This is a genomic window from Pontiella desulfatans (assembly GCF_900890425.1).
In the GTDB taxonomy this organism is placed as follows: Bacteria; Verrucomicrobiota; Kiritimatiellia; order Kiritimatiellales; family Pontiellaceae; genus Pontiella; species Pontiella desulfatans.
In genome coordinates, this window is the sequence record NZ_CAAHFG010000001.1 from 2,830,852 (window position 1) to 2,853,826 (window position 22,975).

Below are 22,975 nucleotides of genomic sequence, written 5' to 3' on the forward strand. Positions count from 1 at the left end.
CCTTTTTATCACTAGTGTCCCAGTATTAGTCGAACAGCTGCAACTGGTTGAAAAAGTCGCCCCCGTTGTTCTTGCATTCCCCGTCCTGAAACGCCTGTAAAAGCGGCATTTTCTCGAAAACGGACACGCTCAATATCTGTAGAATTGTGTAGAGCGACTGTTCGATTTTCAGCCGCTTCTTCGTAATGGCGATGAGCAGATAAACACAGACGGCGATCCAAATCTGCGTCTTGACGGCGTTGGCACTCGTGCCGAAGAAGGCCTTGATGCGCAGGTGTTGCTTTATCCATTTGAAGAATAGTTCGATCTGCCACCGAGCCTTGTAGAGTTCGGCTATCGTCAGGGCAGGCAGTGAAAAATCGTTGGTCAGAAACACCAGCACCCGCCCTTCGGGGTCGCGGTATTTTATTCTGCGCAGTGCTTCGGGATAACGCTGCTTCGGGTAGAACCCGGTGAGCATTACGGTCTGGTTGCTCCAATCAGAATACCGAACATAGGCTCCACAACTCCTATCCGGTTTCTATAAAACGCCGCTGACGGGCGTTGAACCCTGAATTCCACCGACAGGGAGTCAGCCATTTAAATCGGCAGTCCTCCCTCTATAGTGGTGATAAAAAATGTCAACTAGAGGATTAATTGGATTCAGGTGCAACGACACCGACAAGCTCATTTACAACCACGCAGACTCTCATCCGGATACACTCGGGCTAAAGGTATTAAGAATTTCGAGAATTACAGGTTGAGAGTCATAGTGGGCTCTCCCTTTCGGGGAGAACCATATGATTAAAGAAATCCGCCCTCGCCCCGTATTTGCTGGAGAGCCCGCTCTGATGTATTTCAGATGTACTTCAGGAGGTTTGACAGTTGGATCTGTTAGTAACAAAAGCGATCTATTTACAACATCGAATCAGGAAACAAACCAACGATAACAGCATATAAGGTAATGGTACCGAGGAAAGGACTCTAACCCACATATCCCAAAGTGCGGGATTTTGAATCCCGTGCCGAACTACATGCAACCCTTTATTTATAGCATTATTTAATTATATAGTGGTATTTCCGTGGTATTTCAATTGATTAGAATCGTCTTTCTACATACTGTTTGGATCACATATAAACAGAACGTAACAATGGAGGAGGTTCAGCATGAAAAAGGCTTCCACAAAAAAGAAGGCCACCTACAGCGAACGCGGAACCGGGCGACTATACAAGCGCGGTAAAGACGGAAAGGAATACTCCGCCGGCGATCCGCACTCAGGGATATACTACCTTGAGTATCGTGTAAACGGGAAACGCACCCGCCAACGGCTAGTTGACGAAAACGGTGAACCCATCACCGACAAAGATAAAGCCGAAAAGGAACGGTCAAGGATTACAGCACCGTTCATCACGTCCAACAAGACAGACCAACTCCACGCCGTCAAAGCAAAACTTGAGGCAGCAGAGCGGGAACATGCACAAGCCGTCGAGGATGTAAACCCACCACTGACCATCACCGACGCATGGGATGCTTACACATCCAGCCCTGAACGACTCGATAGCGGAGATGATCTTCTAAGGCGTTATTGCGGATACTGGAAAAATTTCGCCAAGTGGGTTCAGGCGCACAAATCTGAAGTTAAATATCTGCGCGACATTCCTGCCAAGGTGGCCCTTGACTACGCTAGCCATCTCTCTCGGAAAAAGATTAGCCCAAATACCTACAATAAACACACATGCTTTTTGAAGTTGTTTTTCAATACATTAAAAGACCCCGCCCTACTCGAATCCAATCCGTTCGAAAAAATAAAAAGTAAAAAACTAAAGACCGAAGCCCGCCGCGAACTAAGCCTAGAGGAGCTACAGACCGTTCTCAACGCGGCCACTGGCGAACTGAAAACCCTACTTTACATTGGGACATTTACTGGCTTGAGGTTAGGCGATTGCTCAACCTTGAAATGGGGTGAAGTTGATCTAAACCGTGGCATTATTCGCCGTGTACCAAACAAGATCAAGAGCCACAAGGCCGCGCCCGTTACCATCGGAATAGCAGCTGTCCTACACAGTCGACTTTCGAGGACGCCCAAAAGTAAGCGCAAGGGCTATGTCGTGCCGAAATATGCAGAACTCTATACGTACCATAATGCGGACGGGCAATGCATCCGCAGATCGATCATTTTCCGCGAAACCCAAAGGCACTTCGAGGCGCAGGGCATTCAAACCCACAAGGATGGCACCGGCTACCGACTAGAACCAAATCCAGACAAACCCGGAGAATACATCCGGGTATCGACTGGCAAACGCGCTGTGGTGGAAGTCGGCTTCCACTCGCTTCGCCATACCTTCGTGTCATTGCAGGCCGAACGAGGGACGCCACAGGCAGTCGTACAGGCTATTGTTGGCCATGGCAATCCAGCCATGACCGCGCACTATACGCACATCGGCGAAAAGGCCGCCAAGCAAGCGGCCCTCGCGATGCCTTCAGACATCGGCGATGCTGAGTTTGAAGAGCTCCCCTCTCCCATCCCAAAATGGGCAAAGGAGAAACTAAAGGCGATGACGGCGGAGAACTGGGAGCAGATCCGGGAGGAACTGGCTCAATGACTTCATCATCACTTAACGAGAGAAACGTACAGCTACCAAATCCATCCCCCACCACCATCTTTTACCTAAACTCCTGGATTCCAGATATTGTTTAACACCAGGCTCTCCACCTAAGCAACGGGGGCGAGGGCGGTTTTCATTAACCTCACAGCACGATAACTCGTATTCTGTATTTCCAAAAATTCTTACCCCAAAACATTGATCCGTCTTTAAGCTAATCAATCCCGGCTTGAGCCAGATGCTCCACCTCATTCAGGTTATAGCGTACTTTGCGGGCGGAAAGGCGGATTGTGCTTAAAAGTCCGGCCTTGGCATAACGCCGGACGGTAACCGGATGTACATCAAGGATTCTTGCCGCCTCTTTAATGGTGCCAGGCCGCGGCTTTTGTTCCCCATTGACCGCTGCCAGTTGCTTCAACACTTTCTGTGCGTCTGTCGGCAATACCGTATCATCGGTGGACAGGACATTCTTTATGAGTTCAATCGTTGCCGGTTTCATCGTGTGCTCCCCTCAATGGAATGGCCTAATTTGAGCTGGCACGACAAATCGCAGAACGGCATGACGGCAGGGTCTTCGCATCCCATGCCGCGATAGTTTCCCTTATACGCACAACGTGCCTGGGTTTGAATTTCAGATTCTCGGATAATAGACTTGTCCGAATTGGGACGATTGCGGCTGGCCCAACTGCTCAGGATCGCAAGAGTCTGGTTGTAAGCATAACCGGCCAGTTTTAGCTGAATCGCCAGGCGGAAACAGGCAACGCGCTGGTAGTCAGAGACTCCTTCGGCAAGCATCCTTTCCGCGCAGGGCTTCAGGCCGTATTTCCTGCCATTGGTCGTGGCCTTGTGGTTGGCAGATGCGGCGTGACCGGAATTGGATGACTCTTCCTTTGCGACGCGGAGCAGATTATTTCGTGACACCGTCTCAATCCCCGCCAGCATCGACCATTGGTCATCGAAAGGCTTCATCTGTTCATTCAGGAATACCGTGCGTCCTATCGATGCATGCTGCCCAAAGAGAGGCAGGTTGATGAAGTTGCCGTACTGTTTCCGTGTAAAAAGGCGATCCTGCTTGGGAAACACTTCCGTTGATGGAGCGCCGATTTGTTTCAGCAAGGCTTGCATGGTGCGGCGCACCAGTCGGGCCTCCACACCGCCACGTTCGACGAACCACCAGCAATGATATCCCTTGGACTTGCTGCACTCAATATACGTACAAATGCCGGCATCCTTGGAGAGGGAACGAAAGGCTAACGGCAGCGCTGCGTCGTGGGAATCAAAATCCACCACAGCAAAAGACACTTTATCGCCGACCAGAGGATAAACTCCTAACGGCTGAACACCGGCAAGGTGACGGCAGACAACATCAACGGTCACCGGTTGCTTTACCTGCCAGCTTCGCCCGCTTTTGAAGTCATACGTACCGTACACATCCGTGCGACCGGCGAAACGACTGCGAAAAATTTCAATCTGTTTCTGCGTAGTGTGCATTCCTGAAACTATCCTTTCAATGTGAACACTGCTGAGGAGTTCAATCTCTTCACAAGGATAGCGGCAGATGCGATCAGGTCATTTCAGATAGAGTCAACGCCCTCGGCATTTCTTCAGCCATCAAATGGCTATTCAGCAAGGTTGCGAGATGATTCGCGAGGGCATGCAGTTCCAGCCCGCCGAACACGGCGTCGTCGCCAAACCCGTATCGGGATTGGATCTCCTTCGCGAGATGCATTCTGGAATTCCAATCAAGTCCATGGAGAAAACAGTCCAGGACACATGACCTATGGAGGGCTAGCTCCTGCTCCTTCAATGCCTCCGCGAGCCATTGCAGAATCGTATCGATTTCGGCTGATCCGTCTTCGAGAACCTCAATGATTGCCGATGCATATCCTCCCATGGTTTTCTGGGAATAGGCGCGCTCCAGAGCTTCTACGCCGGCAACGTATGCCTCAGAATCCGAGATGCGGCGGGAAGGTGTCATCCCTCTCTCAAACAGGTGACGTGTGAAGCGGATGATCTCTGCTTCAAATTCAGCCAATGATGCCGGTGCGTCCGTGGCCGGCACGTACTCGGCGGCGGCATCATCAAACCCGCACACGCAAGCCGCACCGGCCAGTTCAACTTCCAGACGGTGCAAAATTGAAGAGGGACTTCCATTAAAATTCTTCATAGGCCAAATCCTCTTCCGTAAAGCTCCATCCCATCTCATCGGCGGACAGGTCACGGAACGGCGAGTTCCATCGTTCGGACCGCCGGGCCAGGCCTTTCCGGACCGCATCGACCGGCATGCAGTAGTTTTGGTGCGTGTTTTCGAGAATCGCCCTCCAATCCCCGCTCTCGGCTTCAGGTGGCGGCCTTGTTTCCATTCGCACGACCTCTTTTCCAATCCGCACGATCATCTCATACTTTTCCAGCTTCATGATATCCTTCGGATCAACAAGATCCTGCATATCCTTTGCAAAGAATTGGCTATCGCGCTTATCGGCTTTCCCAAGAATCGTTGTCCCGGCGGTAGACAAGGCGTCCACCTGGCGCGTCCCGAACTGGGACAGATACTGGTGGGCCAGACATAGGTTGATCCCGAACTTACGCGCCTGGACAATGATGTTTTCCAGGGCATTCGCTGCAACAAACCGGTGTGCCTCATCCGCAAAGATCGAAAATCGTTTCCGCTGTTCAATCGGAGTGTCGCTGCGGCTCATGGCCGCGTTAAGAAACAGGGAGAGCATGAAGGCACCGAGAATCTCCCCAGCATCATTGCCCACGGACGATAGATCGACGAGAAGAATCATGCCTTCATCCATAATCCGCCGGAAACTGATACGGTTTTCGGACTGGGAAAGCATGAGCGACACATTACCGGCGGACACCAGCTTCGACAGCTTGTGCTTGGGGGCCTGCAGGTCGGTTTTACGATAGTCCTTCAAAAAATCGTGCTGCCAGAACTTTTTGACAGGTTCGTCCTGGGCCGCTTCCACGATCATCCGCCTCAATTCTTCGCTTTCCGAACTCCCCTGCCGAACCAGGCAGTAAAGATCAAGCAACGATGCGTGCTTCAGGTATGACAACCCGATGAGTCCGTTTCGTATGACATGCTCCAAACGATCACCCCAGTCCGAGAACACCCGCCGTAGAGCTCCGACGATATCGTCTGCCCTCCGGTAAATATTTTCTCCGGCGTCCAAGGTCAATGGATTCCACAGGGGCACCCAATCGGGATCGCCGGGATTGAAATAGATGGTGCGATGACGCAGCTCGTCCGGAATGATTGTCAGGGCCTGTTTGACGGCATCCCCATGAATATCGATGAACACGGCCCCACCACCCTCTTCAATGTCTTGACGGAGCATGTTCAACAAAACCGTGCTCTTTCCCATTCCGGCGGCGGAAAGAATATGGGTGCTGCGGGAGCGGATATCTTCAGGGATGCAAACACGCTGCTTCTCACCGGCATACCGGCTGTCGCCAATATACGTCCCGCTGTGGAGGGATTGATCCCTGACCGGCAATGTCTCCAATGCGGCAAGGGGGAGCCTGCGCTGCTCGACGAGTTTGGCGTGGAACAGATGGGCCAGGCCGACCAGTTCGCGGGAATTCACAAGAAAGCCCGGACGATAGACCGTCCCTCGCTGGATCATCCGGAGCATGTCCAAATCCGTGAATGCTTTCCGATACTCCCGGTCTCCAACATGGCGCAACGGGCGCCCTCCATGTTGATAAAGGTTCATGAAGGCCATTACGGCCAAAAGCGTTGGAGGCGGATGAGGCTTTCCGGTAATAACACCGATTCTGGCCGCCACATTGAAGAATGGCCGATCATTGTGGGCTTTCATTTCGACATCGCTTGCCATGCTCCGGAGATCGCCCGACGGGGCCTGCTGCATGATGCGCCGCCCCAGACTGTAGAGCCCATGGAGATTGATTTCATATTCCAAATCCAGCAAACGTTTCACGTTGCGGTGCCAGTCATTCGTCGCCGTAACGGGCTGGAATACACATTGGTAGAAGCCTATATCGGAGGCGGGAATTTGCGACAACGCCTGGATAAGGGACATAAACGTCGGAGAGTTCAGCTCCTCGTACGATGTCAGCAAATGGGAGTACGGCGGATCGGGATAGTAGTCGGCCAGATAGATGCGCGTATCCCGCCCCCTATCGACACATTCCAGCAACGGCTCCCGATCAACCGTAACTTCCGAGCATTCAAACAGCCCGCGAAATATTGTGGAAAGCACATAGGCGTCCGCTTTATGCACAAGCAGGCCAATAGTGATGGACTGCATATTTCCAGAGATCTCAAATGCGACACGATGGGTCAGGCTGGCCATGGACTTCAGCAGGATCTCAGACCTGTTCCAATCACATTTCTGCTCAGGCGACACCCAGATGCGCAGCCTGATCCACTCACCGGAAACAATGGGAACTTCCGGAATCGCCGTTGACTGTTCAGTATTATCCTCCACACCGAACAGTGCATAGCACGGCTCCAACCGCACGGGTTCCACCTCTATCTTCGGCGAACAGCCTTTGGCTATTTCCATTGATAAAAGGGACATGAGCTTTTTCGCCGCCATCCTCGGGGCAGCGCGCTCAAGCCTCACCTGATCTATCGTAGCAATCTGCATATCTGTTATAAGATAGCGGCAGCGCAGGGAGAGCTGTTGCAACCTGCACGGCCTTTTTAACGCATAGGTGTTCTGCGCAACCGACGCATTAGATCCGGATGTTGCTTGAGGGCCTTGCGGAAATTGGAATGGATGCGCGCCCCGGATCCTTCCGAGATCTCTGATGGCAGGATCCGGCGGTATGCCGCTATGTATTCTTCCGCGTCGGCGATCAACTGCTCGACGCTTCGATGAGAACAATACGATTCCACCGTGACGGATATCAGATTGCGCGAGTATTCCGCACCATACTCCAATGCCAGAGTGCGCAATACACCGCGCAGCCCTCCGCCGCTTCCAGTTCTTACCTCTTCAAAAGCCGCCTGCGCCGCGCTGTCCCCATATTTCCGTTTCAACAAATGCCAACACCGACCGGAACAGAACTGGACATCAACGGGGCCCGGCTTGATTCCCAGCAAGGAAGCCTCCACATGGGTCAGGCAGCGGGCAAGGCATTCACAATACGAATCCCAGTCCGTGAGAATGGCGAACTTCGCGGTGAAGCCATTCAGCGCCGCATCAACCTTTTGATCGATGCGGTCGGGAATACCCTCGATGTTGGCCAACAGGCGCTGGAGTCTGCTTGTTGTCATAGCCCCGCCCTCATTTAAAGCCGCCGAAACATCGATGATGTCTTGCGCAGTCCCTGGACAAAGGCGTCGATGAGATCGCGGTAGTTTTGTGCATATCGCTCCGGCTGATCCCTGCGTACGCTTGAAGGAATGCTGGCATCGAAGTGCTGCATGAACTGCCGGATAATCTCCACTTTGTCCTCCCATGAATTAGGAGCGACGTAGCTGTCGAATACAGACCGCACGTAGTGCTGGACCGCCTCCGCTTTGCAGGCATCGGCAATGATGTCGAGGATCCTGCGCATACCGCCATTCGTGCCATCATGGGCATCATTGTAGGCAGAGACGATGTCGCCACCATTGTTGTTGCGATATTCACGCTCAATCATTTCCTTCGCTCTGCTCTGGGCCTGTCCGGTCGACATGCGCCCTCCGTTCGTAACGCAGGTTGCCGTGTGATGGTTGAGGTAATCGCCTGTCACCATGGCAAACGCCTCGAACGAACCTACCGTGTTGCTCGACAAGGGATACCGCATGCGTGCCTCGTCATGCGGAATACCAATATTGCGAGCAATGCTCCGCTCTTCCAGAGCATCCATTATCTGCTGTATTGTCGTCATTTTTTGTCTCCTATTCTATAGAGTGCCAATCACTCGTTTTACTTGTTCCATCGAATCTACAAATGACCGGATGATCACATCATACCGGTCAGCGAACCGTTCCGGCGGCTCGGAGGCAAGGTGCGGCGGTAGCGCCTCCGGGTGCGCCTTCAGAAAATCTTCCATGAATGCAACCCTCGCCCGGTAGTCTTCTCGATCGAAAGCCGTGGCGAGGATAAACTGGATATACTCCTCCTGCCTTCGCTTCTTATACTCATCAGCCATACGGTCCAACACGTGTCTCAGCCCACCGCGCGTGGCATCCCTAGCCTCAGCATAGGCGGCAACTCCTCCACCTTCGCGTGCAAAGGCTTCCCCCATCAATGCATGGGCCTCAGGCATGACCTCTTCCGCAGTCACATGCTCTCCGGTTCGGCCCGTAGCCTGGGTCATATGGAGATAAAAGGCCGCCGCCACACCCAGTGTCTCGGCCTGGGACTCCGATGTGACACTGTAAAGTGCGTAACCGGCGCGTGCCCTGTCGATAGGAAGGCCGATTCTTTCCGCCAGGTTTTCCGGCTGCAATTCGGCCGTGACTATCGCAAGCGTGCTGGACACCGGGCCATCGTCCGCAGACGGATGAAGATGTGCGTAGTGTGTCGACCGGCGGCGTGTTGCCGCATCATATAGCGCGACGACATCGTCGCCATCGTCAGCGGTGGCGTATTGACTGAGGCGTATGCACGTACTGACCGGAACCAGGGGATACTCAAGTCCCCTCTGGGTCTCCAGGGGAATTACACTCAGAAGTTTCCGGAGGCGGGTGCCGAATCCATGCGGATAAAGGCTGCGCCGCAGATATGAATCCGACCACTCGGATAGGAGAGGTTTCAGCTCCCTGGAATCGCCCGAGGCGACCGTGTTTTTAAGAACCACATGGAACCGCTCAGGAATCTGGCCTCCCAGTTTTTGGATTGTGCGCATAACCGGATCATCCCCTGCGGAATCGATGTCATCCGGCAGTCCGAATCCAGTTCTTAAGGCTGATCGTACAATGTCCTCTTCCAGGAAAACCGCAGAGATAATCCCTTCAATCGTACGTACCGCCGTAATACGTATGTGCCGCCGTGCTTTTTGGATAGCTGCAACCAGGATTTTGCGCTCTTCAGCCGGGAGGAAACGGTTGGAGCTGTCCGCATCAACATCAGGATAGAGAAACCCTTCGATATCGGCATCGTCGATCGCGGCCTGAATCTTTGCAGGGATATGCCGCACCAGACGGATATCGCCGGAAACCGATGCCATGTGCCCCGTCAGAACGACATCCTGAACCAAGGGAATATTAAGGGCGGCCGACAGCATGGCCGCGAAAACGGGCGCGTCAGCGGAAAAGCCGGAGACATCTATTCCAACATCGGCGTTGGATGCCGCGGACAGGTTAACGCCGGACAGTTCAAATCCGAACGGGCCTATGCCAAGACCGGCGCATATTGAATCCACAACTGGCAGCACATTCTCCTCGATATGCCGGAGAGTAGCCAGATCAAACCGCAGCGTGCCGGCAATGGTGAGTCGATCCGGTTTATCACACTCCTGCGCCTTTGCGATCACGGCGGTGACCACAGCCTTGGGCGCACTACCGTTCTCGAATACCAGCACGGTCTTCGCACGGCCGATTACAGATGGAGGGTTACGTTTCATGGCGCGATCCTGATTGAAATGGTTCCGGAATGGAGCCCCGGGAAAACCCGCACCGTGATAGCTCCATCCATGACCGTATCCTCAATGGATGGGACGGGCTCTTCATCGCCGGAGGTTGCCGCAAGCCGCATTGGAGCGGAGGGAAAGGCCGAGAACCAAAGTAGGTCACGGGCCTCCAGCCCTTGGATCCATATGACCCGACCGATTGACAAGGAAAGACGATAATGCCCTGGCAACAAGTCGGAGATTAGTATCTCCTCGCCTATTGAGTAGTTTGCTATACGAGCCACCAACTCCCCGTCACATTCGAGCAGCAGACCTGGAAACGAGGATGGTCTGGCTGCCGCGATGAATTGCAGAAACAGACGATGACCGGCATGGTACCCGGGCAAGGCACCCATGGCATCTATACTGGAGAGTGCGTCCCGGTAGGCGTCCCGTCGATCAACCTGTTTGGTGGCGTCATCCAGAATCGGGATAAAGTAAAGCTGTTCATAGCTATTCATGGCCATCCTCCTTCCGTTGGTTTCCAGACCTGGAGTCCAGGCGTTTCAGGTAGCAGTCAGCGGCTTCCGCGAATTCGGGGTCGCTGGACAACACTTTCGCCGTATTGAGCCAAAGATCCGGCATCCGATCCTGCGGAGAGCCGTCATGATTGCCCCACCCTGTCCCGGCGAAACGCGATAGCGATGATTTTGAAAGGCCATATTCGCGGGCAAGTTCAGACGGACGGTAGTCGCCCTCCGACAAACCGTTGAAGATTTTCCTTATGAGTGATGCCAGCTCACTCCTTCCAAGCTTTTGAATAGCCGGCCTAAGCCTGTAGATCCCCTGCGTCTTCTCTTCAACAACAGCCTCGGCGAGCCCCGCAGCCGTCAGCCCCAGATGGTCTTCTCCCGGGATGGGCGGCATATGCACTCCATAGGACGGATCCGTCATCATTGTTTCCTCATGAATGTCCCCGATCAGGAGACCCGACAGACGATCATCGATAAGCATTTGAATGCGCTCCCGTTCCCCAGGTTTCCCTGGATCGACTGTTCCTGCATTTTCAGCAATCCATTTACGGCGTGCGGCGCCGGCGATTTGCTTAGGCATCAAAACGGTAATGGATTTCCCATTGGCGCGGATAACGTACCGGCTGGAGCGACCGTTTCGCCGCGCTTCGCGCAGGGACAACTCGTAATGATGCCGAACCAGACGCTGCAGGGCGCGTGCCTCGAATTGCTCTTGGGCAAGAGGATGCATAGTCCGGAGTATTTCCTGCTTCTTCTCGATGAATGAAAGGTACGCACCGAAGTACCGGGTACAATCCACTCCATTGCGCTCACCCGGCGTTGCAGAAGGAAGTTTGGCAAACTTGTCGATGGTCATGTCGTATGCGCGGTCGATAAACGAATACCCTGCGTTCTCCGCTTCGTCGTTCAAGTAGGACAGGAAGTCGATGATCCTTCCATTGCTGCATCCGGCAAAACGGCAGAACGGCCGCTCATGAATGCATGCCAGCGCATCGCGCTTACGTTTTCTGCATATTTTGCGGGCAAGATCCGGCAGCGACGATTCGTCGCAGGGAATCTCCTTCCGCCCCGTGCTTCGGTCGCAATATGAATCTACTGGATATGATATTTTCATGACTTCACTCCTGGTTCCGGCAATTCACAAACGTTGAATTCCAGATCGTCCAGAGCTTCGGCGCATTTGAGCGCCTGCTCGAAATCCCGTTTTTCAAGAGCCCCCAGAAGGTCGGCTTCAATCACTTTTGGCTCCAAATATCCAATGAGTTTTTTAGCTGGCACCGACTCGGGATTAATATTGGCTGCGTCCTTGGCATGCTGTAACGCTCTGGAGAGATTCCCTGACGCCATTGCTTCGGCACATGAATTGATACTCTTGCTGAATGCCCGGACACGGCGCCCAAGCCGGAGGCTGGCCAGACGTCCCTCGGGATGCGAGGGGTAGATGTTCTCCGCTTCGGCCAGCAGTTCAAGCATCTCCTCAATTTCTCCGGTCGACGCTGACTGATTAAGCTCGCGATATATTGCATCGGCTTCCGCCTTGGCTTCGACGCTCGGCTCCTGATCGCAAACGCACGGCTCGTTCGTTTCGGCAATCTCCTGCTCCATTGCGTCAAGATCCGGCAGCAGTTCATCAATGGACTGGTACCGCTGGCCCGGATCCTTTTGAAGGCATCTGGAAATAATCCGGGTTACCGCCGCCCCCATCGTAGATCCTTGAAGAGGATCCTTTCTCAGATGGCCGTCACGAATATACTGAGCCGATCCCGTCCAGGGAGGTCGTCCCGAGCCGCCGACAAGCTCATAGAGCATGATTCCCAGGGAATAAATGTCCGCTGCCGGACCGAGTTCCGCGACACGTTGAACCACGAACCGCTCCGGTGCCATATAGGCCTTTGTCCCCTTTCGGATCTCTAATCCATCCCCTTGATCGTCGCCCGGGTGAGCGTCCGTTGAGCCGAGAATGACCGAGGATTCGAAATCGGCAAGTTTGCCCGTTTTTCCAAACAGCAGGATGTTTTCCGGCTTAAGATCGAGATGAAGAACTCCCTTGTTATGCAAATGCGAAAGGCCGGCACATACTTGGCGGATAACAGCAAAAATATCTTCAATGGATGTACTGTCGGCATTTCGCTCGTAGAGGTTTCTGAGTGACCCTTCAGGAGCCGCTTCCGTGACAAGGGCCAGCAAGGTGTCGCCCCGAACGCTTCGCAGGTGGTCTATGCTATAGTATGTCAGAACATTGGGATGATGCCCTGCGTGCTCGGCGATGCGAGCTTCGTTTCTTAATCCGGAAGCAGAATCCCCTTCCGCACTTTTTGCTTCGCGGCATATCTTCAGAACCACTTCGCGTCCTGACACATTTTCCCGGGCCCGACACACCAGATGCCGCGGCGCGCCCGCAATGGCATTCCCTATTTCATAGCGGCCGGATATGACTTCGCCCGGATCGATTCGTTCGGACGAAAGCATCACCCTGGGAGAATCGGATGCATATCCGACTACAGCATTATCTCGGTTCGGCATAACGTCCTTCTCTTGCATCTTCTGTTTGCTCATTTGACTTCCCCCTTCCGGAAACATAGGGACCGTGACTCTGTAATGATGCGGCGGAGAACATGCGTGCTCGTGCGAATCAACTCCGCCAGCCGCGCTTTGGTTGCATCAGAACCCATTAGATGATGATAATCTGCAAGCATCTGGACGTTGCGCCCGGCAACACTTGTACCGTCAGAAACCGGCACCGGACTGAATACGACGATAGGCTCGACAGCCGAAAAGCCGCCCTTCGACTCGAAGCCCAAGATCAGGCTGATGGAACTCCCCTGCTCCATCGGGAATAAAACCGCCTGGCGAACGGAGGACGGGGACGTGTTGCCAAGGCGCATGGTTGCCGGGCACGCCATTGGCGCCCTCCCGACATCGTTGTATTTTGCAGCAAACCGGGTCGGCGCTACTTGAGTGCCTCCACAATTTATCGCCGAAAGGGACTTGATGTGCCAGCAACCCGTAACAGGGATGCCGGCAGCCGTTGCGCATTCGCAGAGGGTTTCCATCGTCCCGGGCATGGCCATGACCTCAAGATGCGGCGCATCCCGGTTTTGGGAACCGCATGGATGCGCACCAGGCCCGTCTTGCCCGGAAAGAGGCAGAAGCCCCGCCTCGGAGAGAAGCCGGCGGTAGCGCTGTAGCGAACCTGCCGAGAAGGGATTGTCTGGCGGCAAGCTATCGACTTGCATGCGGGTAAGGCGGATTGCCTCAGCCAAATCGTTGTCTTTTTCCGCAACGCTGGCGCGGAGCGCATATGATACATGTCCGTATCCGGCTGCGTCCAGGGCATCCAAACTACGGCCCTCAACTTCGCCGCGCCCTATGGCACTCAGTGCCTCCTGGGCCACCTGCGTTGCTTCGGCATGAATTCGCTGCTCATGCGCTGCCTGCCGAACCTTGCGTGGCCGCGCTGTGCACACGCGGTAGTCCGAACCGGGAAGCCGCGATACCACACGCGCCTTGTGCGCTGAAAGATCGAGCAGCAGAGCATTACCGGCTTTATCGACTGCCAGGGCACTATGTTGTTCAGTATCAAGGAGGACGCACTGAACCAGATCCCGAGGAAGGCCGCCAATGCGCCTGATGGCCTTAAAACCGCTATCCCAAAGGCGTGCGCTTCGGGTTCCCGCGTCAACCGCCAGCAAGAAGTTGTCATCGGCGGAGATGCAGTCCGTAGCGCATGTGTCCGGAGCATTGGAATGAGGCTCCATGCTGGCCGCGTCAAGCACAGAGAGCCGCCGGCCCGGCGAAACGTAGATGATCGCGCCAGCGGCACTCCAATGGATCGGCCGTGCATGCAGGTTGTTCCAGCAAGGGGGATTTCCGTGGAAACACTCTGGCGACTCCCATTCACCGTTTCGCCACGCAAGCAACGTGCCGTCTTCCGCAAAACCCAGGATTTCGTCCCCTTCCGTCCGGCAAAGGGCTGCAAGCCTTCGGCTGCCGGTCTCCATAAATGACATGAACGAGGCTTCGCTGTTGGGGTTGCAACACCAGCCAGCCCCGCTTTCGTTCAAGATGCATACCGCGTCCATTGATGTCCAAATGAGTTGGGTTACCCCCGCAACCCTGTGAGGCAGCGCCTGCGCGCTCCATTCACCGGAGTACAAGGATGTCGGGTCGGCAAGACGCAGGGTATCGACATCACCGTTCCGGTTTCCAATCACCATACCTGTACCATCGGGCGAATAATCAAAGGCATAGATGCTTCCATTGGCCGAAGGATACGTGCTCACCGCATGGGATAGATCCTCCGGCGAGTACAAATCAACTCGCGGCTCCGCTCCTCCGACTCCTAGGCCGATCAGTTCCTTTGTGTTCCAGATCATTAGTTCCAATCCTTGCGAAGTTACTTTAGTTTCTCCCCCTCGGCCCCATCGACAGGAGGTCGTTCACCTCTTGCGTCAACTCATGGTTATCGTTGTCATCGGGATATGAACTCGCGGACATTTTCATCCCGCTACTGGGCATTTGCTCTTCTAACGGCAGGGGAAAACTCTTCTTGCGGGACGCGGCAAGCGTCGCATCCACCCGATGAAGAAGCTCCACGACCTCATCCTTCAGCCTGGAGGCCTCCACATACTCGCGTTCCTGACGCCCCAGTCCTTCGGCGTACTTCTCTTGCGCTGCACCGGTGCTGATTTTGGATGCATCAACAGAAATGCGTTGAAGGTTCCGCTTGCAACGTTCAACTTCGCGATCCAGTTCCGCCTTCATGTCACGGAGGGTGTTGGCTTTCTCCGAAACCTTTTTCTCCCGCTTCTGCTTCTCCCGATATATGTCCTCGGCGAATGGACACTCCGATGTTCCGCCGTCATCCACTTTCGGCATCATGGGATGGTAGTCCTCGAGATCCTTCAGCAGAGACTCCATCTCACACATCACCCGATCAACCAAACGATGGGAATGAAGTGCGTCATAACTCTTCGTACGAGGTTCATAAATGTCCACAAACCTTTCATCCGGCCCCAATTGATACTCGATCATCTTATTGCCCTCCCGAATGTACGCTCTGTTTGTAGTCTTCCTGCGTGCGCTCGCTTTCGTCCCGAGCCGTTTGTGCGCGTTCGATCTGCTCCATCAGGAAATCGATGTCACGCAGCGCGGCTTCCTTGGCTTTCACCAATTCGCTGACAGTTTCATCCGTTTCCAACCTGCCACTGGCCTCGGAGACACGCTCGAGGTCGGATTGATCCGAGGCGGAATGATCCTCCAGCTCACTCTGGAACTCCTGGCTGCCCGACTGCATGTCATCCAGCTCGCCATCCTGCTGATCGAATACATCGACCGTTATGTTCTCGGCATCCGTTATCGATTGCTCGACCGCGTCCGCCCCCTCGGATGTCCCGCCGAATTCCAGACTGGCCAACGTGTCACGGACCGTAGCGACATCCTGCTGAACCTTGTCCAGATCGCCCAGTTTCTCATCCATGTCCGAATTGGAGTGATCGACCGTCTCGGAGATTTCACCACGGCCTTTGGTGTCTTTATTTCGTTTCATTTTCGTGCCTTCCTTTCCGCGCTGAAGTCAGCGCTTTGATACGTTCCAACATTGAAACCAGATGCGTCAGGGCGGCCTTAACGTCCGGCTGCATAACCTCCCGCCACCGTCGCTCCAAGTGATCAATCCACGAGCGCAATTCCGAGCTGAGCGAATCCCGCTCGCAGTCATCCGGAAGCCATCTGGTGAGTTCAACGTTTTGAAAATACCGAAGCCTCGACTCGAGCCGCCGCCGTAACCCCTCGACTTGCCGGATCAACGCATCTTTTTCCTTGCGCATACGGGACGCACGTATTTGATGCTGAAACATAGGTAACCGGGCCATGGTGACTGCCACTTCCCGAAGAATGGCTACACGCATATCGTCAAAATCATCCATGGCACACTGCAGATGAGCTGCCTGATCTTCCATGCGCCGCTCGATCGCAATCAGGAACCAATCATCGTGCTTAATCAGGTCTCGAAGGGCGGAATCCGTGGGCGGCAATAGATCCAGGTGTTCGTGCAGGTTCACCGTACGGATGCGCTGAGGATAGTGGTAGCCGGGCGCAAACAGATATGCATGCCCCGGGCGCAGGCGAGCAATCTCCTCGTACTCCGAATCGCCGAAGAGCATCGCGGCGCCGATAGTGGCGCGGTCTTCACTATGGGTAAGCTGAAACGTCACCTTCGTTCCGGGATGCTTGACGACTTCCGCCGCTACGGCTGAAGGCATCTGGTCGGCAATAATGATTCCAATACCCAGCGCCCGAAATTCCGCCAGCAATCGCGACACGCACTCCGCCGCGTATGCCTTTGGATCCGGAAAATCTTCGGATGGTGCTGCGTCCGTGTTGGTTCCTACGATGTTGTGGGCTTCGTCAATAATCAGTACATAGCGCAGGTCTCCATCCGCCGGTGGCATTGAACGTAGTTCCTGTCGGAGCCGCATAAGAATGAAAAGAGTGAGGAAACAGGCATGATCCTGAGACAGGCGCTCCAGTTCCAGAATGCCCGGAGATCTTAGCAGTTCTGTCATTGAAGGATTATCGCGCCTGCCTTGCAGCACACGCCCCATCGCGCCGCGTGTCAGACTGTTTAAACGCGTATCCATGGCTCCACGGAGGTCCGAATAGGTTGATGGAGCATAGCCCTTTGCCTGCAAGGCCGCCTCCGCTTCAGCAAGGAGATCTGTGATGCATGGAACGTCTTCCTCTTTACGGTTCCAGTATACGCGTTCCAAAGCCTCTCTCAGAATACCCGGAAGAGGCCCCGACATTGGCATGATTGCCTGGAAACAGGACTCGAGCATGCTGATGTGTTCTTCAATGGAAATCCCTTCAGGAACCTGCAATGGGTTAATCTGAAACGGGGACAACGTGTTATTGCCTGGTGTGTATATGCGCAGATCCCGCGCCAGATCGGATGCACCCGGATACTCGATTTCTCCGAGCTGCTTGAGTGCCCGTGACTCCGTCTTGACCGGTTCGATGTGCAAAAAGGGAATCCGCTTCCGCCAGAGGGAAATCAGGAGCGACATCAACAGCACGGTCTTTCCATTGCCGCACATTCCCGACATGAAAAGATGCCGTGTCAACGTCTTCGGTGAAATACCTCGAACTACATCCCCATTTCTGGTCTCTCCGAGGTCGTCTACTCCGATCGGAATGGTATTGCCTTCCGGCTCACACGGAGGATCGGTGTCCCGATTCGCACAGCAAAACGGCCCGGATGTAGCCATGGGCAGTCGAAATATCCCGCCGAGTTCGCTGACGGATGCCGTATTCAGAAGTTGGGCGAGTTTTTGATATTGCGGGGGTAGTCCCTGAAATCCGTCCGGCAACTCTTCCTCCTTGATAACTGAATTCGACTCAAGCCCGTTTTTTACATTCGTGACGGCGCAGCCGGCGGATCCCAACACCAGCTTGTAGGCGCCCTCTTCGAATGCACTTTCGGCGACCGTTGATGCCAGCAGATGGGCAGTGGCCGCATCATGTGCAAGTACAACTATGTGGAAGTTAAGCTGTGCGTTTCGAAGACCATCGTGAATCTTCTGATGCATCCGATATGTCTCGGCTGCGCTGGGGTCGGGATAGCGATGCGGAGCGAGAACCGGCGAATCCATCCGTGCGCGGGGATCATCGGACAATGGATCCATCCGAAAGGCAGGCTCCTCATGCGCATCCCAATGGCGGTTGATTCGGGTGACATGTTCAAGATACTGCGTACTGCTGATTCGAAGTTGCTGGATGTCTGCTGGACAAACAGCAATATCCACCACAGCCGCTTCAGCAAAACCGTCCAGAACACGATCAAGGCCCGAGAAGTCGTTGTCGTCATTCGGTTCAAATGGATTGCAGACGAAATACTGGCCTGGGATGTCGGCATTCAGATCGCATGGAATGAGCGGTTCGATAAAAGAATATGAACGTACGATCCGGCAGGCGGCTGAAAGAGAGTCATCCAGAGGTGGAAGCTGATCCTCGACCAGAGTGAAGAATTTCGAAACGGAGCCTCGACGTAGAATCGAGGCCACCGCTTCCAATTCAGCACCATCCCCGCCTGAAATATATGGGTATACCTTCAGCCGATCCCGTACGCCGCCAGCCGTTTGCTCCGGGACATAGACATAGCGCAGCCCTGCCGTTATCGATCCCGGCTTTAGATCAGACACAAACCTTAGAATCTGTTTCAGGGCATCCCAGGCCGCCCGAACCGGATTTGCGGCCATGGCCCGGAGTCTGGCAGGCCTCGGATCCGGAATGTTTACAAGCAAAAATGCTTTGGCTTTAGCCAGCATGATCCTCTCCATTTATTTCGCAATGGGAGAGAAGCTCGCGCACGCCGTCATCGGACAAATCGATATTGGCCTGCTCGGCAAGGTGCTGGACGAAGTCCCCGCAAACAGGACACGACGGTGCGGCCTCGAAGTTGATCCCGTACCACCGCATTACCCGCATGCCGTCGATTCCGTATCCCAACGGGTCCCATGATTCGTACTGCGATCCCTGCTCGCGGCGATTCAGCCACAGGTACCAGTTGGCCTCGAGATCCTCGTCCAGCGAGCGAAGGGTGGTGTCCTGGTCCTTCAACAACTCCTGGAGGGCGAGTTTGGCCGTCATCTGGGCGATAGGCTCGATATCGACCGACAGCCCCGGTTCAATAGGAACCGGTCGGTCCGAATACGCTATGGTTTCGGCTTCCGGATCGGTGTATGCGGATGCGTCCTTGGCAAGCATCTGCACGAAGCACTGGTAGCAGGCAGACCCCTCGGGTTTCACCCGAAGAACCTGGCCCCCGTATGCCCGACGGAACGCTCCACTGATGATCAGAGGTGTTCCCTCCTCTCGGCACACCCGGTTCAGGAGAAGCTTCCCCTCCCGTTGGTCGCCCGTATCAATGCAGATGTCGGTCTGCCGCACCAGCTCGCGAACAAGATCGATATTTTTATCGCTTGCCTTTTCTTCATATGTCGTGATTTCAGCGTACGGATTCTTGTTCCTTACAATGTCCGCCATCGCCTTCGTTTTGTAACGGCCAATGTCGGAGAGTCCGGCTTCGTGGCGGATAACGTTTGCCACCTCGAGACGGTCCTGATCCATGAAGATAAACTTCTGAACCCCTGACTGTGCCAATAAACGAATTACCGTGGACCCCACCGATCCGACACCCTTGAAGAATACGGTTTTATCCGCCAAAACACTCGTCTCTATAAGTCCACGGGCGCGGGAATAGAGTTCTTTCCTAACCGGAACCACTTGAATCCGGCACGGTTGCTCCTTCCCTCGTTCATCAATAACGGTTCCACTAACCCGATATTTTACACCGTCAATATGTATAACCGCATCCAATTGATTTGATGAATGGTCCGGAGAGGTATCCAGTTGCACACATAATTGGATTGGAGCCGTTCTTAAGCGGCTCTGCAAAGAGTCATCCCTGTCAACGAGCTGGATGACTCCTTCAATGGTACCCTCCGCGTGGGCACGCGGCCCCAGCGAGGTGAAAACGATGCCATCCCGCACGGTGAACCATACAGGAATGGCATCCCGTTTCCGAACAGCGCGTTCCGCATCGGAACCGTCGACAGTAGCGCAAAATTGTGATTTCATTTTCCAGCCTCCTGCCACGAGACGGCACGTGAGTGGCTGACCTTCATGTCTTCAGGTACCACCCTCAGCATGTCTTTTTTGGCGGCATCGTCAGCCGATGCGACCTCCAAGCGTTTGGTTTCAGGGTTAAAAACCATCATCTGGCTGGCAGTTTCCTTGCCCTGGGCCATGTCACGCATCATCTGCTGGATTTTCTCTTTGTTGGTCATTTTATTCTCCTATGGTTGTTGTGGTAATTCTCAGGCTCCCATCTGAAGCGCCCCCTTTTTAGGCACCCGCATGGTGAACCATACAAGAAAGCTATCACGCTTCCGGATAGTGCGTTCCACATTGGCACCGTCAGCAGCCATGCAGTACTGTGTCTTCATTGTTCAGCCTCCTGCCAAGATGCGGCACATGAGTGGCTGAGCTTCATGTCTTCAGGTGTCACCCTCAATACGTCTTTTTTGGCGGCATCATCGGTCGATGTGACCTTCAGGCGTTCGGTTTTAAGGCCATAAATCACATGGTTGGAAGCCTGCTTGCCCTTGGCCATGTCGCGCATCATCTGCTGGATTCTCTCTTTGTTCGTCATTGTGTTCTCCTGTCGTTGTTGATGTGGCAATTCTCCGCGATCCATCTGAAGCAGCTCGTCTTTAGGCACCACCCTTAACATGTTCTTCTTGGTGGTACCGTCGACCGATGCGATTTCCAGGCGCCTGCTTTCAGGATTGAAGACCAGCCTCTGGCTGGCAGCCTGTATGCCTACCGCAGGACCGGCGCACATCATCTGCTGGATTTTCTCTTTGTCAGTCATTGCTCTCTCCTATGTTTGCTGTTTAGCTTCTTTCTGTGTACATCACATGAAGTAACCTGAAATCGAACTCCCGTCCTGCATGTGTGCAGAGTGGGCGATGCACCACAAATTCCCTTTAAGAATTGGAAGAACATAAGTAACGCTCGCATCCCAGTCACTCGAGGCTGTGTGGCAGATCTGAACCCTCCCTTCGGGTCCATTACTTAATGTATGGTACGCGTGAGTTGCACCGACCTCGTTTATAGAGCCGCTGGGCATACGAGGCACAATCAGCGGGGCCCACACGTACAGTGCGGGGCACACCTCGGGAAGGAGGGGGTTGAAGTAAAGCCGCAATTGGTAATCGATGCTGTCCTGCTCACCGGCCACCCACCCCTCGAAGTAGGCCTCGTCTTCCTTCACCCTAACCATTTGAAAGTGGGGGAAGTGCAATTGCATCAAATACACTTGCATGGCTATTACCATATTAATGCTGTTGATGATCGTACTCATGTTACTTACCGTTTTCCTTTCTTGTGCTTGCGCCCCTTGGAGCGCTGTTTCGTTTTTCCTTTACCCCTGCGTGGGCGTGTGCGCCGGACTTTCTTTTTGGCTGGGGTGCTTTTACCGGATCGTTTGCGGTCTCCACTGGAGCCTTTGCTGGATACAGCGGTCACCGCCTTACTCTTGCCAGTGTCATCAGCAGGAGATGAATTGCGTGCCGGAGAGGTTGACTCACCTCCCACGAACGAACACAACCGCGAATAGATTTGATCTAGCCTTAGATCCAATCCGCGGGGATTGATCGTCCGGGAGACATCCATGGGTTCATCCTCAAGATCGGTTTGGCAGAGAACAACAGTTTTGCCATCGCCTAAGCTTTGGAAGAAGCCAATCCACGCAATCCCGCCTCCAGGTAAAGGTATTTCGATGGTAGCGTCACCATCCACTTCGCCAGGGAGAACCTTGACAGCGGAAGCCACCGGGTCAGGAAGCGAAGCAATTCCCTTGGCGAGCGATTTCAGTTGAGGGCAAGGATCTATGGAAGCCTCATTAAGGGTCGATGCGTCAGTATGCCCGGCATATTGGCACCCGTAGCCCTTATGAGGGGATAGCACCATGCTCCCTAACAATCGTTCGCGTATAGGGCTCATTTCCGAAAGCGGAACAAGTTCTACTGGTATAGGTTTCATCATGAACCTCCTATCTGTATATGTATGCGTTAATGGTGACATTGCCCTTTGAAGGGCTCATTGTGGTGATCAGCTCGACAAAGGTAGGGATGCAGTTTTTGGCCATAATTGAGCTGGCAGACGCAATATCCCCCATACTTGGGCGACGAAGCCCCATGACGTGGTGCGAGTGCCATCGCCCGATAAAACAAAGTCCAAACCGCTTATAGATCTTTTCGCTGCAACGCCGAAAATAGTTGATATCCTGAATGAACGTTGCAGTGGAATGCACGGCTTGTGGACCAGGTGGCGTAGCCAGCATAACAATCGGCGTTCCGCTCCCAGTGTATGCCCCGTAAAGGTGTCCCCCGGTCTCGGTATCGCCCCACTCTAATGTATTGCAACGGATGGATTCGATTTCCGAGCGGTGAATTAGGATTCGCTCTTCCTGTTTAACCTCATCGCAGGCATAGTCACATTGCAGCGTCTTAATACCAACGAGAGCGGAGTCGTGCGTAGATTTTTTGCCCGGAAGCCCCTCGTTCGATGGCTTCCATAATCCCAGACTATTTTGTGTCTTCATCTCTTGCCCTTTCTGCTTGCTAGTTTCGCTGAATCCGAACACCGCAGTGCGGAGCTCGATCACGTGAGCAAGAGTAAGGGGACAGAAGCGGCAGTTGTCGATTGTGGGTGCCAGTTGTAACTCCCCAAGGTAACTCCCCAAACCTCACGGTGAAGGCCGGGGATCCACCTCT

General features: G+C 54.0%; 22 protein-coding genes and 1 pseudogene. 1 reads left to right on the forward strand and 22 read right to left on the reverse strand.

The genetic code is table 11. From position 1 onward, the window contains the following. Positions 1–25: 25 nt before the first annotated feature. A pseudogene (locus E9954_RS09990) lies at positions 26–472 on the reverse strand (transposase); the annotation flags it as partial. 674 nt (positions 473–1,146) lie between these two features. Between E9954_RS09990 and E9954_RS09995 the strand changes: the two are divergent. Next, on the forward strand, positions 1,147–2,583 hold the full coding sequence (locus E9954_RS09995) for a tyrosine-type recombinase/integrase (protein ID WP_136079035.1): 1,437 nt from the start codon (positions 1,147–1,149) through the stop codon (positions 2,581–2,583). 214 nt (positions 2,584–2,797) lie between these two features. Here the strand turns inward: E9954_RS09995 and E9954_RS10000 are convergent, their stop codons facing one another. The 21 genes from E9954_RS10000 to E9954_RS10095 form a co-directional block, all read right to left on the reverse strand. Continuing rightward, positions 2,798–3,082 (reverse strand): helix-turn-helix domain-containing protein, encoded by a 285-nt coding sequence (locus E9954_RS10000; RefSeq protein ID WP_136079036.1) that lies wholly within the window; start codon positions 3,080–3,082, stop codon positions 2,798–2,800. Next, positions 3,079–4,074 carry a TOTE conflict system archaeo-eukaryotic primase domain-containing protein gene (locus E9954_RS10005; RefSeq protein WP_136079037.1) on the reverse strand — a complete coding sequence of 332 codons (996 nt, stop codon included), beginning with the start codon at positions 4,072–4,074 and terminating at the stop codon, positions 3,079–3,081. The genes E9954_RS10000 and E9954_RS10005 overlap by 4 nt, the downstream gene beginning before the upstream one ends. 73 nt (positions 4,075–4,147) lie before the next feature. Continuing rightward, positions 4,148–4,750, reverse strand: coding sequence for a hypothetical protein (locus E9954_RS10010; RefSeq protein WP_136079038.1), 603 nt, complete (start codon positions 4,748–4,750; stop codon positions 4,148–4,150). After that, entirely contained in the window at positions 4,737–7,136 is a 2,400-nt protein-coding gene (locus E9954_RS10015; protein ID WP_168442137.1) for a type IV secretory system conjugative DNA transfer family protein, read from the reverse strand. Before E9954_RS10015 ends, E9954_RS10010 begins: the two co-directional genes overlap by 14 nt. 125 nt (positions 7,137–7,261) lie before the next feature. Continuing rightward, the gene (locus tag E9954_RS10020; RefSeq protein WP_136079040.1) at positions 7,262–7,837 is read right to left on the reverse strand and encodes a hypothetical protein; all 576 of its coding nucleotides are present in this window, start codon (positions 7,835–7,837) and stop codon (positions 7,262–7,264) included. Between the two features lie 14 nt (positions 7,838–7,851). After that, positions 7,852–8,436, reverse strand: coding sequence for a hypothetical protein (locus E9954_RS10025; protein WP_136079041.1), 585 nt, complete (start codon positions 8,434–8,436; stop codon positions 7,852–7,854). 15 nt (positions 8,437–8,451) lie between these two features. Next, positions 8,452–10,116, reverse strand: a complete 1,665-nt coding sequence (locus E9954_RS10030; protein ID WP_136079042.1) for a Lon protease family protein — start codon at positions 10,114–10,116, stop codon at positions 8,452–8,454. Continuing rightward, positions 10,113–10,622 carry a hypothetical protein gene (locus tag E9954_RS10035; RefSeq protein ID WP_136079043.1) on the reverse strand — a complete coding sequence of 170 codons (510 nt, stop codon included), beginning with the start codon at positions 10,620–10,622 and terminating at the stop codon, positions 10,113–10,115. The genes E9954_RS10030 and E9954_RS10035 overlap by 4 nt, the downstream gene beginning before the upstream one ends. After that, on the reverse strand, positions 10,615–11,748 hold the full coding sequence (locus E9954_RS10040) for a hypothetical protein (protein ID WP_136079044.1): 1,134 nt from the start codon (positions 11,746–11,748) through the stop codon (positions 10,615–10,617). Before E9954_RS10040 ends, E9954_RS10035 begins: the two co-directional genes overlap by 8 nt. Then, on the reverse strand, positions 11,745–13,190 hold the full coding sequence (locus E9954_RS10045) for a serine/threonine-protein kinase (protein WP_168442138.1): 1,446 nt from the start codon (positions 13,188–13,190) through the stop codon (positions 11,745–11,747). The genes E9954_RS10040 and E9954_RS10045 overlap by 4 nt, the downstream gene beginning before the upstream one ends. Continuing rightward, complete coding sequence (locus E9954_RS10050; RefSeq protein ID WP_136079046.1) at positions 13,187–15,010, reverse strand: hypothetical protein; 1,824 nt, start codon at positions 15,008–15,010, stop codon at positions 13,187–13,189. The genes E9954_RS10045 and E9954_RS10050 overlap by 4 nt, the downstream gene beginning before the upstream one ends. A gap of 25 nt (positions 15,011–15,035) precedes the next feature. After that, positions 15,036–15,668 (reverse strand): hypothetical protein, encoded by a 633-nt coding sequence (locus E9954_RS10055; RefSeq protein WP_136079047.1) that lies wholly within the window; start codon positions 15,666–15,668, stop codon positions 15,036–15,038. 1 nt (position 15,669) lies between these two features. Beyond that, on the reverse strand, positions 15,670–16,182 hold the full coding sequence (locus E9954_RS10060; protein ID WP_136079048.1) for a hypothetical protein: 513 nt from the start codon (positions 16,180–16,182) through the stop codon (positions 15,670–15,672). Beyond that, positions 16,169–18,961, reverse strand: a complete 2,793-nt coding sequence (locus tag E9954_RS10065) for an ATP-binding protein (RefSeq protein WP_136079049.1) — start codon at positions 18,959–18,961, stop codon at positions 16,169–16,171. The genes E9954_RS10060 and E9954_RS10065 overlap by 14 nt, the downstream gene beginning before the upstream one ends. Continuing rightward, positions 18,951–20,273, reverse strand: coding sequence for a HesA/MoeB/ThiF family protein (locus E9954_RS10070; protein ID WP_136079050.1), 1,323 nt, complete (start codon positions 20,271–20,273; stop codon positions 18,951–18,953). The genes E9954_RS10065 and E9954_RS10070 overlap by 11 nt, the downstream gene beginning before the upstream one ends. Then, positions 20,270–20,482 carry a hypothetical protein gene (locus E9954_RS10075; RefSeq protein WP_136079051.1) on the reverse strand — a complete coding sequence of 71 codons (213 nt, stop codon included), beginning with the start codon at positions 20,480–20,482 and terminating at the stop codon, positions 20,270–20,272. The genes E9954_RS10070 and E9954_RS10075 overlap by 4 nt, the downstream gene beginning before the upstream one ends. Positions 20,483–20,512: 30 nt before the next feature. Continuing rightward, positions 20,513–20,641 carry a hypothetical protein gene (locus E9954_RS33480; protein WP_281281208.1) on the reverse strand — a complete coding sequence of 43 codons (129 nt, stop codon included), beginning with the start codon at positions 20,639–20,641 and terminating at the stop codon, positions 20,513–20,515. Next, a complete protein-coding gene (locus E9954_RS10080) occupies positions 20,638–21,069 on the reverse strand; it encodes a hypothetical protein (protein WP_136079052.1) in 432 nt (143 codons plus the stop codon). The genes E9954_RS33480 and E9954_RS10080 overlap by 4 nt, the downstream gene beginning before the upstream one ends. 42 nt (positions 21,070–21,111) lie before the next feature. After that, complete coding sequence (locus E9954_RS10085) at positions 21,112–21,561, reverse strand: hypothetical protein (RefSeq protein WP_136079053.1); 450 nt, start codon at positions 21,559–21,561, stop codon at positions 21,112–21,114. A 5-nt stretch (positions 21,562–21,566) separates the two neighbouring features. Beyond that, positions 21,567–22,244 (reverse strand): hypothetical protein, encoded by a 678-nt coding sequence (locus E9954_RS10090; RefSeq protein WP_136079054.1) that lies wholly within the window; start codon positions 22,242–22,244, stop codon positions 21,567–21,569. A gap of 7 nt (positions 22,245–22,251) precedes the next feature. After that, positions 22,252–22,803: a hypothetical protein gene (locus tag E9954_RS10095; protein WP_136079055.1), complete on the reverse strand. Its 552-nt coding sequence runs from the start codon at positions 22,801–22,803 to the stop codon at positions 22,252–22,254. Positions 22,804–22,975 lie beyond the last annotated feature (172 nt).

Excerpts from the sequence above, each read along its gene's own strand:
- E9954_RS09995 (WP_136079035.1), top strand. The coding sequence starts at position 1,147 with ATGAAAAAGGCTTCCACAAAAAAGAAGGCCACCTACAGCGAACGCGGA.
- E9954_RS10000 (WP_136079036.1), bottom strand. The coding sequence starts at position 3,082 with ATGAAACCGGCAACGATTGAACTCATAAAGAATGTCCTGTCCACCGAT.
- E9954_RS10005 (WP_136079037.1), bottom strand. The coding sequence starts at position 4,074 with ATGCACACTACGCAGAAACAGATTGAAATTTTTCGCAGTCGTTTCGCC.
- E9954_RS10010 (WP_136079038.1), bottom strand. The coding sequence starts at position 4,750 with ATGAAGAATTTTAATGGAAGTCCCTCTTCAATTTTGCACCGTCTGGAA.
- E9954_RS10015 (WP_168442137.1), bottom strand. The coding sequence starts at position 7,136 with ATGTCCCTTTTATCAATGGAAATAGCCAAAGGCTGTTCGCCGAAGATA.
- E9954_RS10020 (WP_136079040.1), bottom strand. The coding sequence starts at position 7,837 with ATGACAACAAGCAGACTCCAGCGCCTGTTGGCCAACATCGAGGGTATT.
- E9954_RS10025 (WP_136079041.1), bottom strand. The coding sequence starts at position 8,436 with ATGACGACAATACAGCAGATAATGGATGCTCTGGAAGAGCGGAGCATT.
- E9954_RS10030 (WP_136079042.1), bottom strand. The coding sequence starts at position 10,116 with ATGAAACGTAACCCTCCATCTGTAATCGGCCGTGCGAAGACCGTGCTG.
- E9954_RS10035 (WP_136079043.1), bottom strand. The coding sequence starts at position 10,622 with ATGAATAGCTATGAACAGCTTTACTTTATCCCGATTCTGGATGACGCC.
- E9954_RS10040 (WP_136079044.1), bottom strand. The coding sequence starts at position 11,748 with ATGAAAATATCATATCCAGTAGATTCATATTGCGACCGAAGCACGGGG.
- E9954_RS10045 (WP_168442138.1), bottom strand. The coding sequence starts at position 13,190 with ATGAGCAAACAGAAGATGCAAGAGAAGGACGTTATGCCGAACCGAGAT.
- E9954_RS10050 (WP_136079046.1), bottom strand. The coding sequence starts at position 15,010 with ATGATCTGGAACACAAAGGAACTGATCGGCCTAGGAGTCGGAGGAGCG.
- E9954_RS10055 (WP_136079047.1), bottom strand. The coding sequence starts at position 15,668 with ATGATCGAGTATCAATTGGGGCCGGATGAAAGGTTTGTGGACATTTAT.
- E9954_RS10060 (WP_136079048.1), bottom strand. The coding sequence starts at position 16,182 with ATGAAACGAAATAAAGACACCAAAGGCCGTGGTGAAATCTCCGAGACG.
- E9954_RS10065 (WP_136079049.1), bottom strand. The coding sequence starts at position 18,961 with ATGCTGGCTAAAGCCAAAGCATTTTTGCTTGTAAACATTCCGGATCCG.
- E9954_RS10070 (WP_136079050.1), bottom strand. The coding sequence starts at position 20,273 with ATGAAATCACAATTTTGCGCTACTGTCGACGGTTCCGATGCGGAACGC.
- E9954_RS10075 (WP_136079051.1), bottom strand. The coding sequence starts at position 20,482 with ATGACCAACAAAGAGAAAATCCAGCAGATGATGCGTGACATGGCCCAG.
- E9954_RS33480 (WP_281281208.1), bottom strand. The coding sequence starts at position 20,641 with ATGAAGACACAGTACTGCATGGCTGCTGACGGTGCCAATGTGGAACGC.
- E9954_RS10080 (WP_136079052.1), bottom strand. The coding sequence starts at position 21,069 with ATGACTGACAAAGAGAAAATCCAGCAGATGATGTGCGCCGGTCCTGCG.
- E9954_RS10085 (WP_136079053.1), bottom strand. The coding sequence starts at position 21,561 with ATGAGTACGATCATCAACAGCATTAATATGGTAATAGCCATGCAAGTG.
- E9954_RS10090 (WP_136079054.1), bottom strand. The coding sequence starts at position 22,244 with ATGATGAAACCTATACCAGTAGAACTTGTTCCGCTTTCGGAAATGAGC.
- E9954_RS10095 (WP_136079055.1), bottom strand. The coding sequence starts at position 22,803 with ATGAAGACACAAAATAGTCTGGGATTATGGAAGCCATCGAACGAGGGG.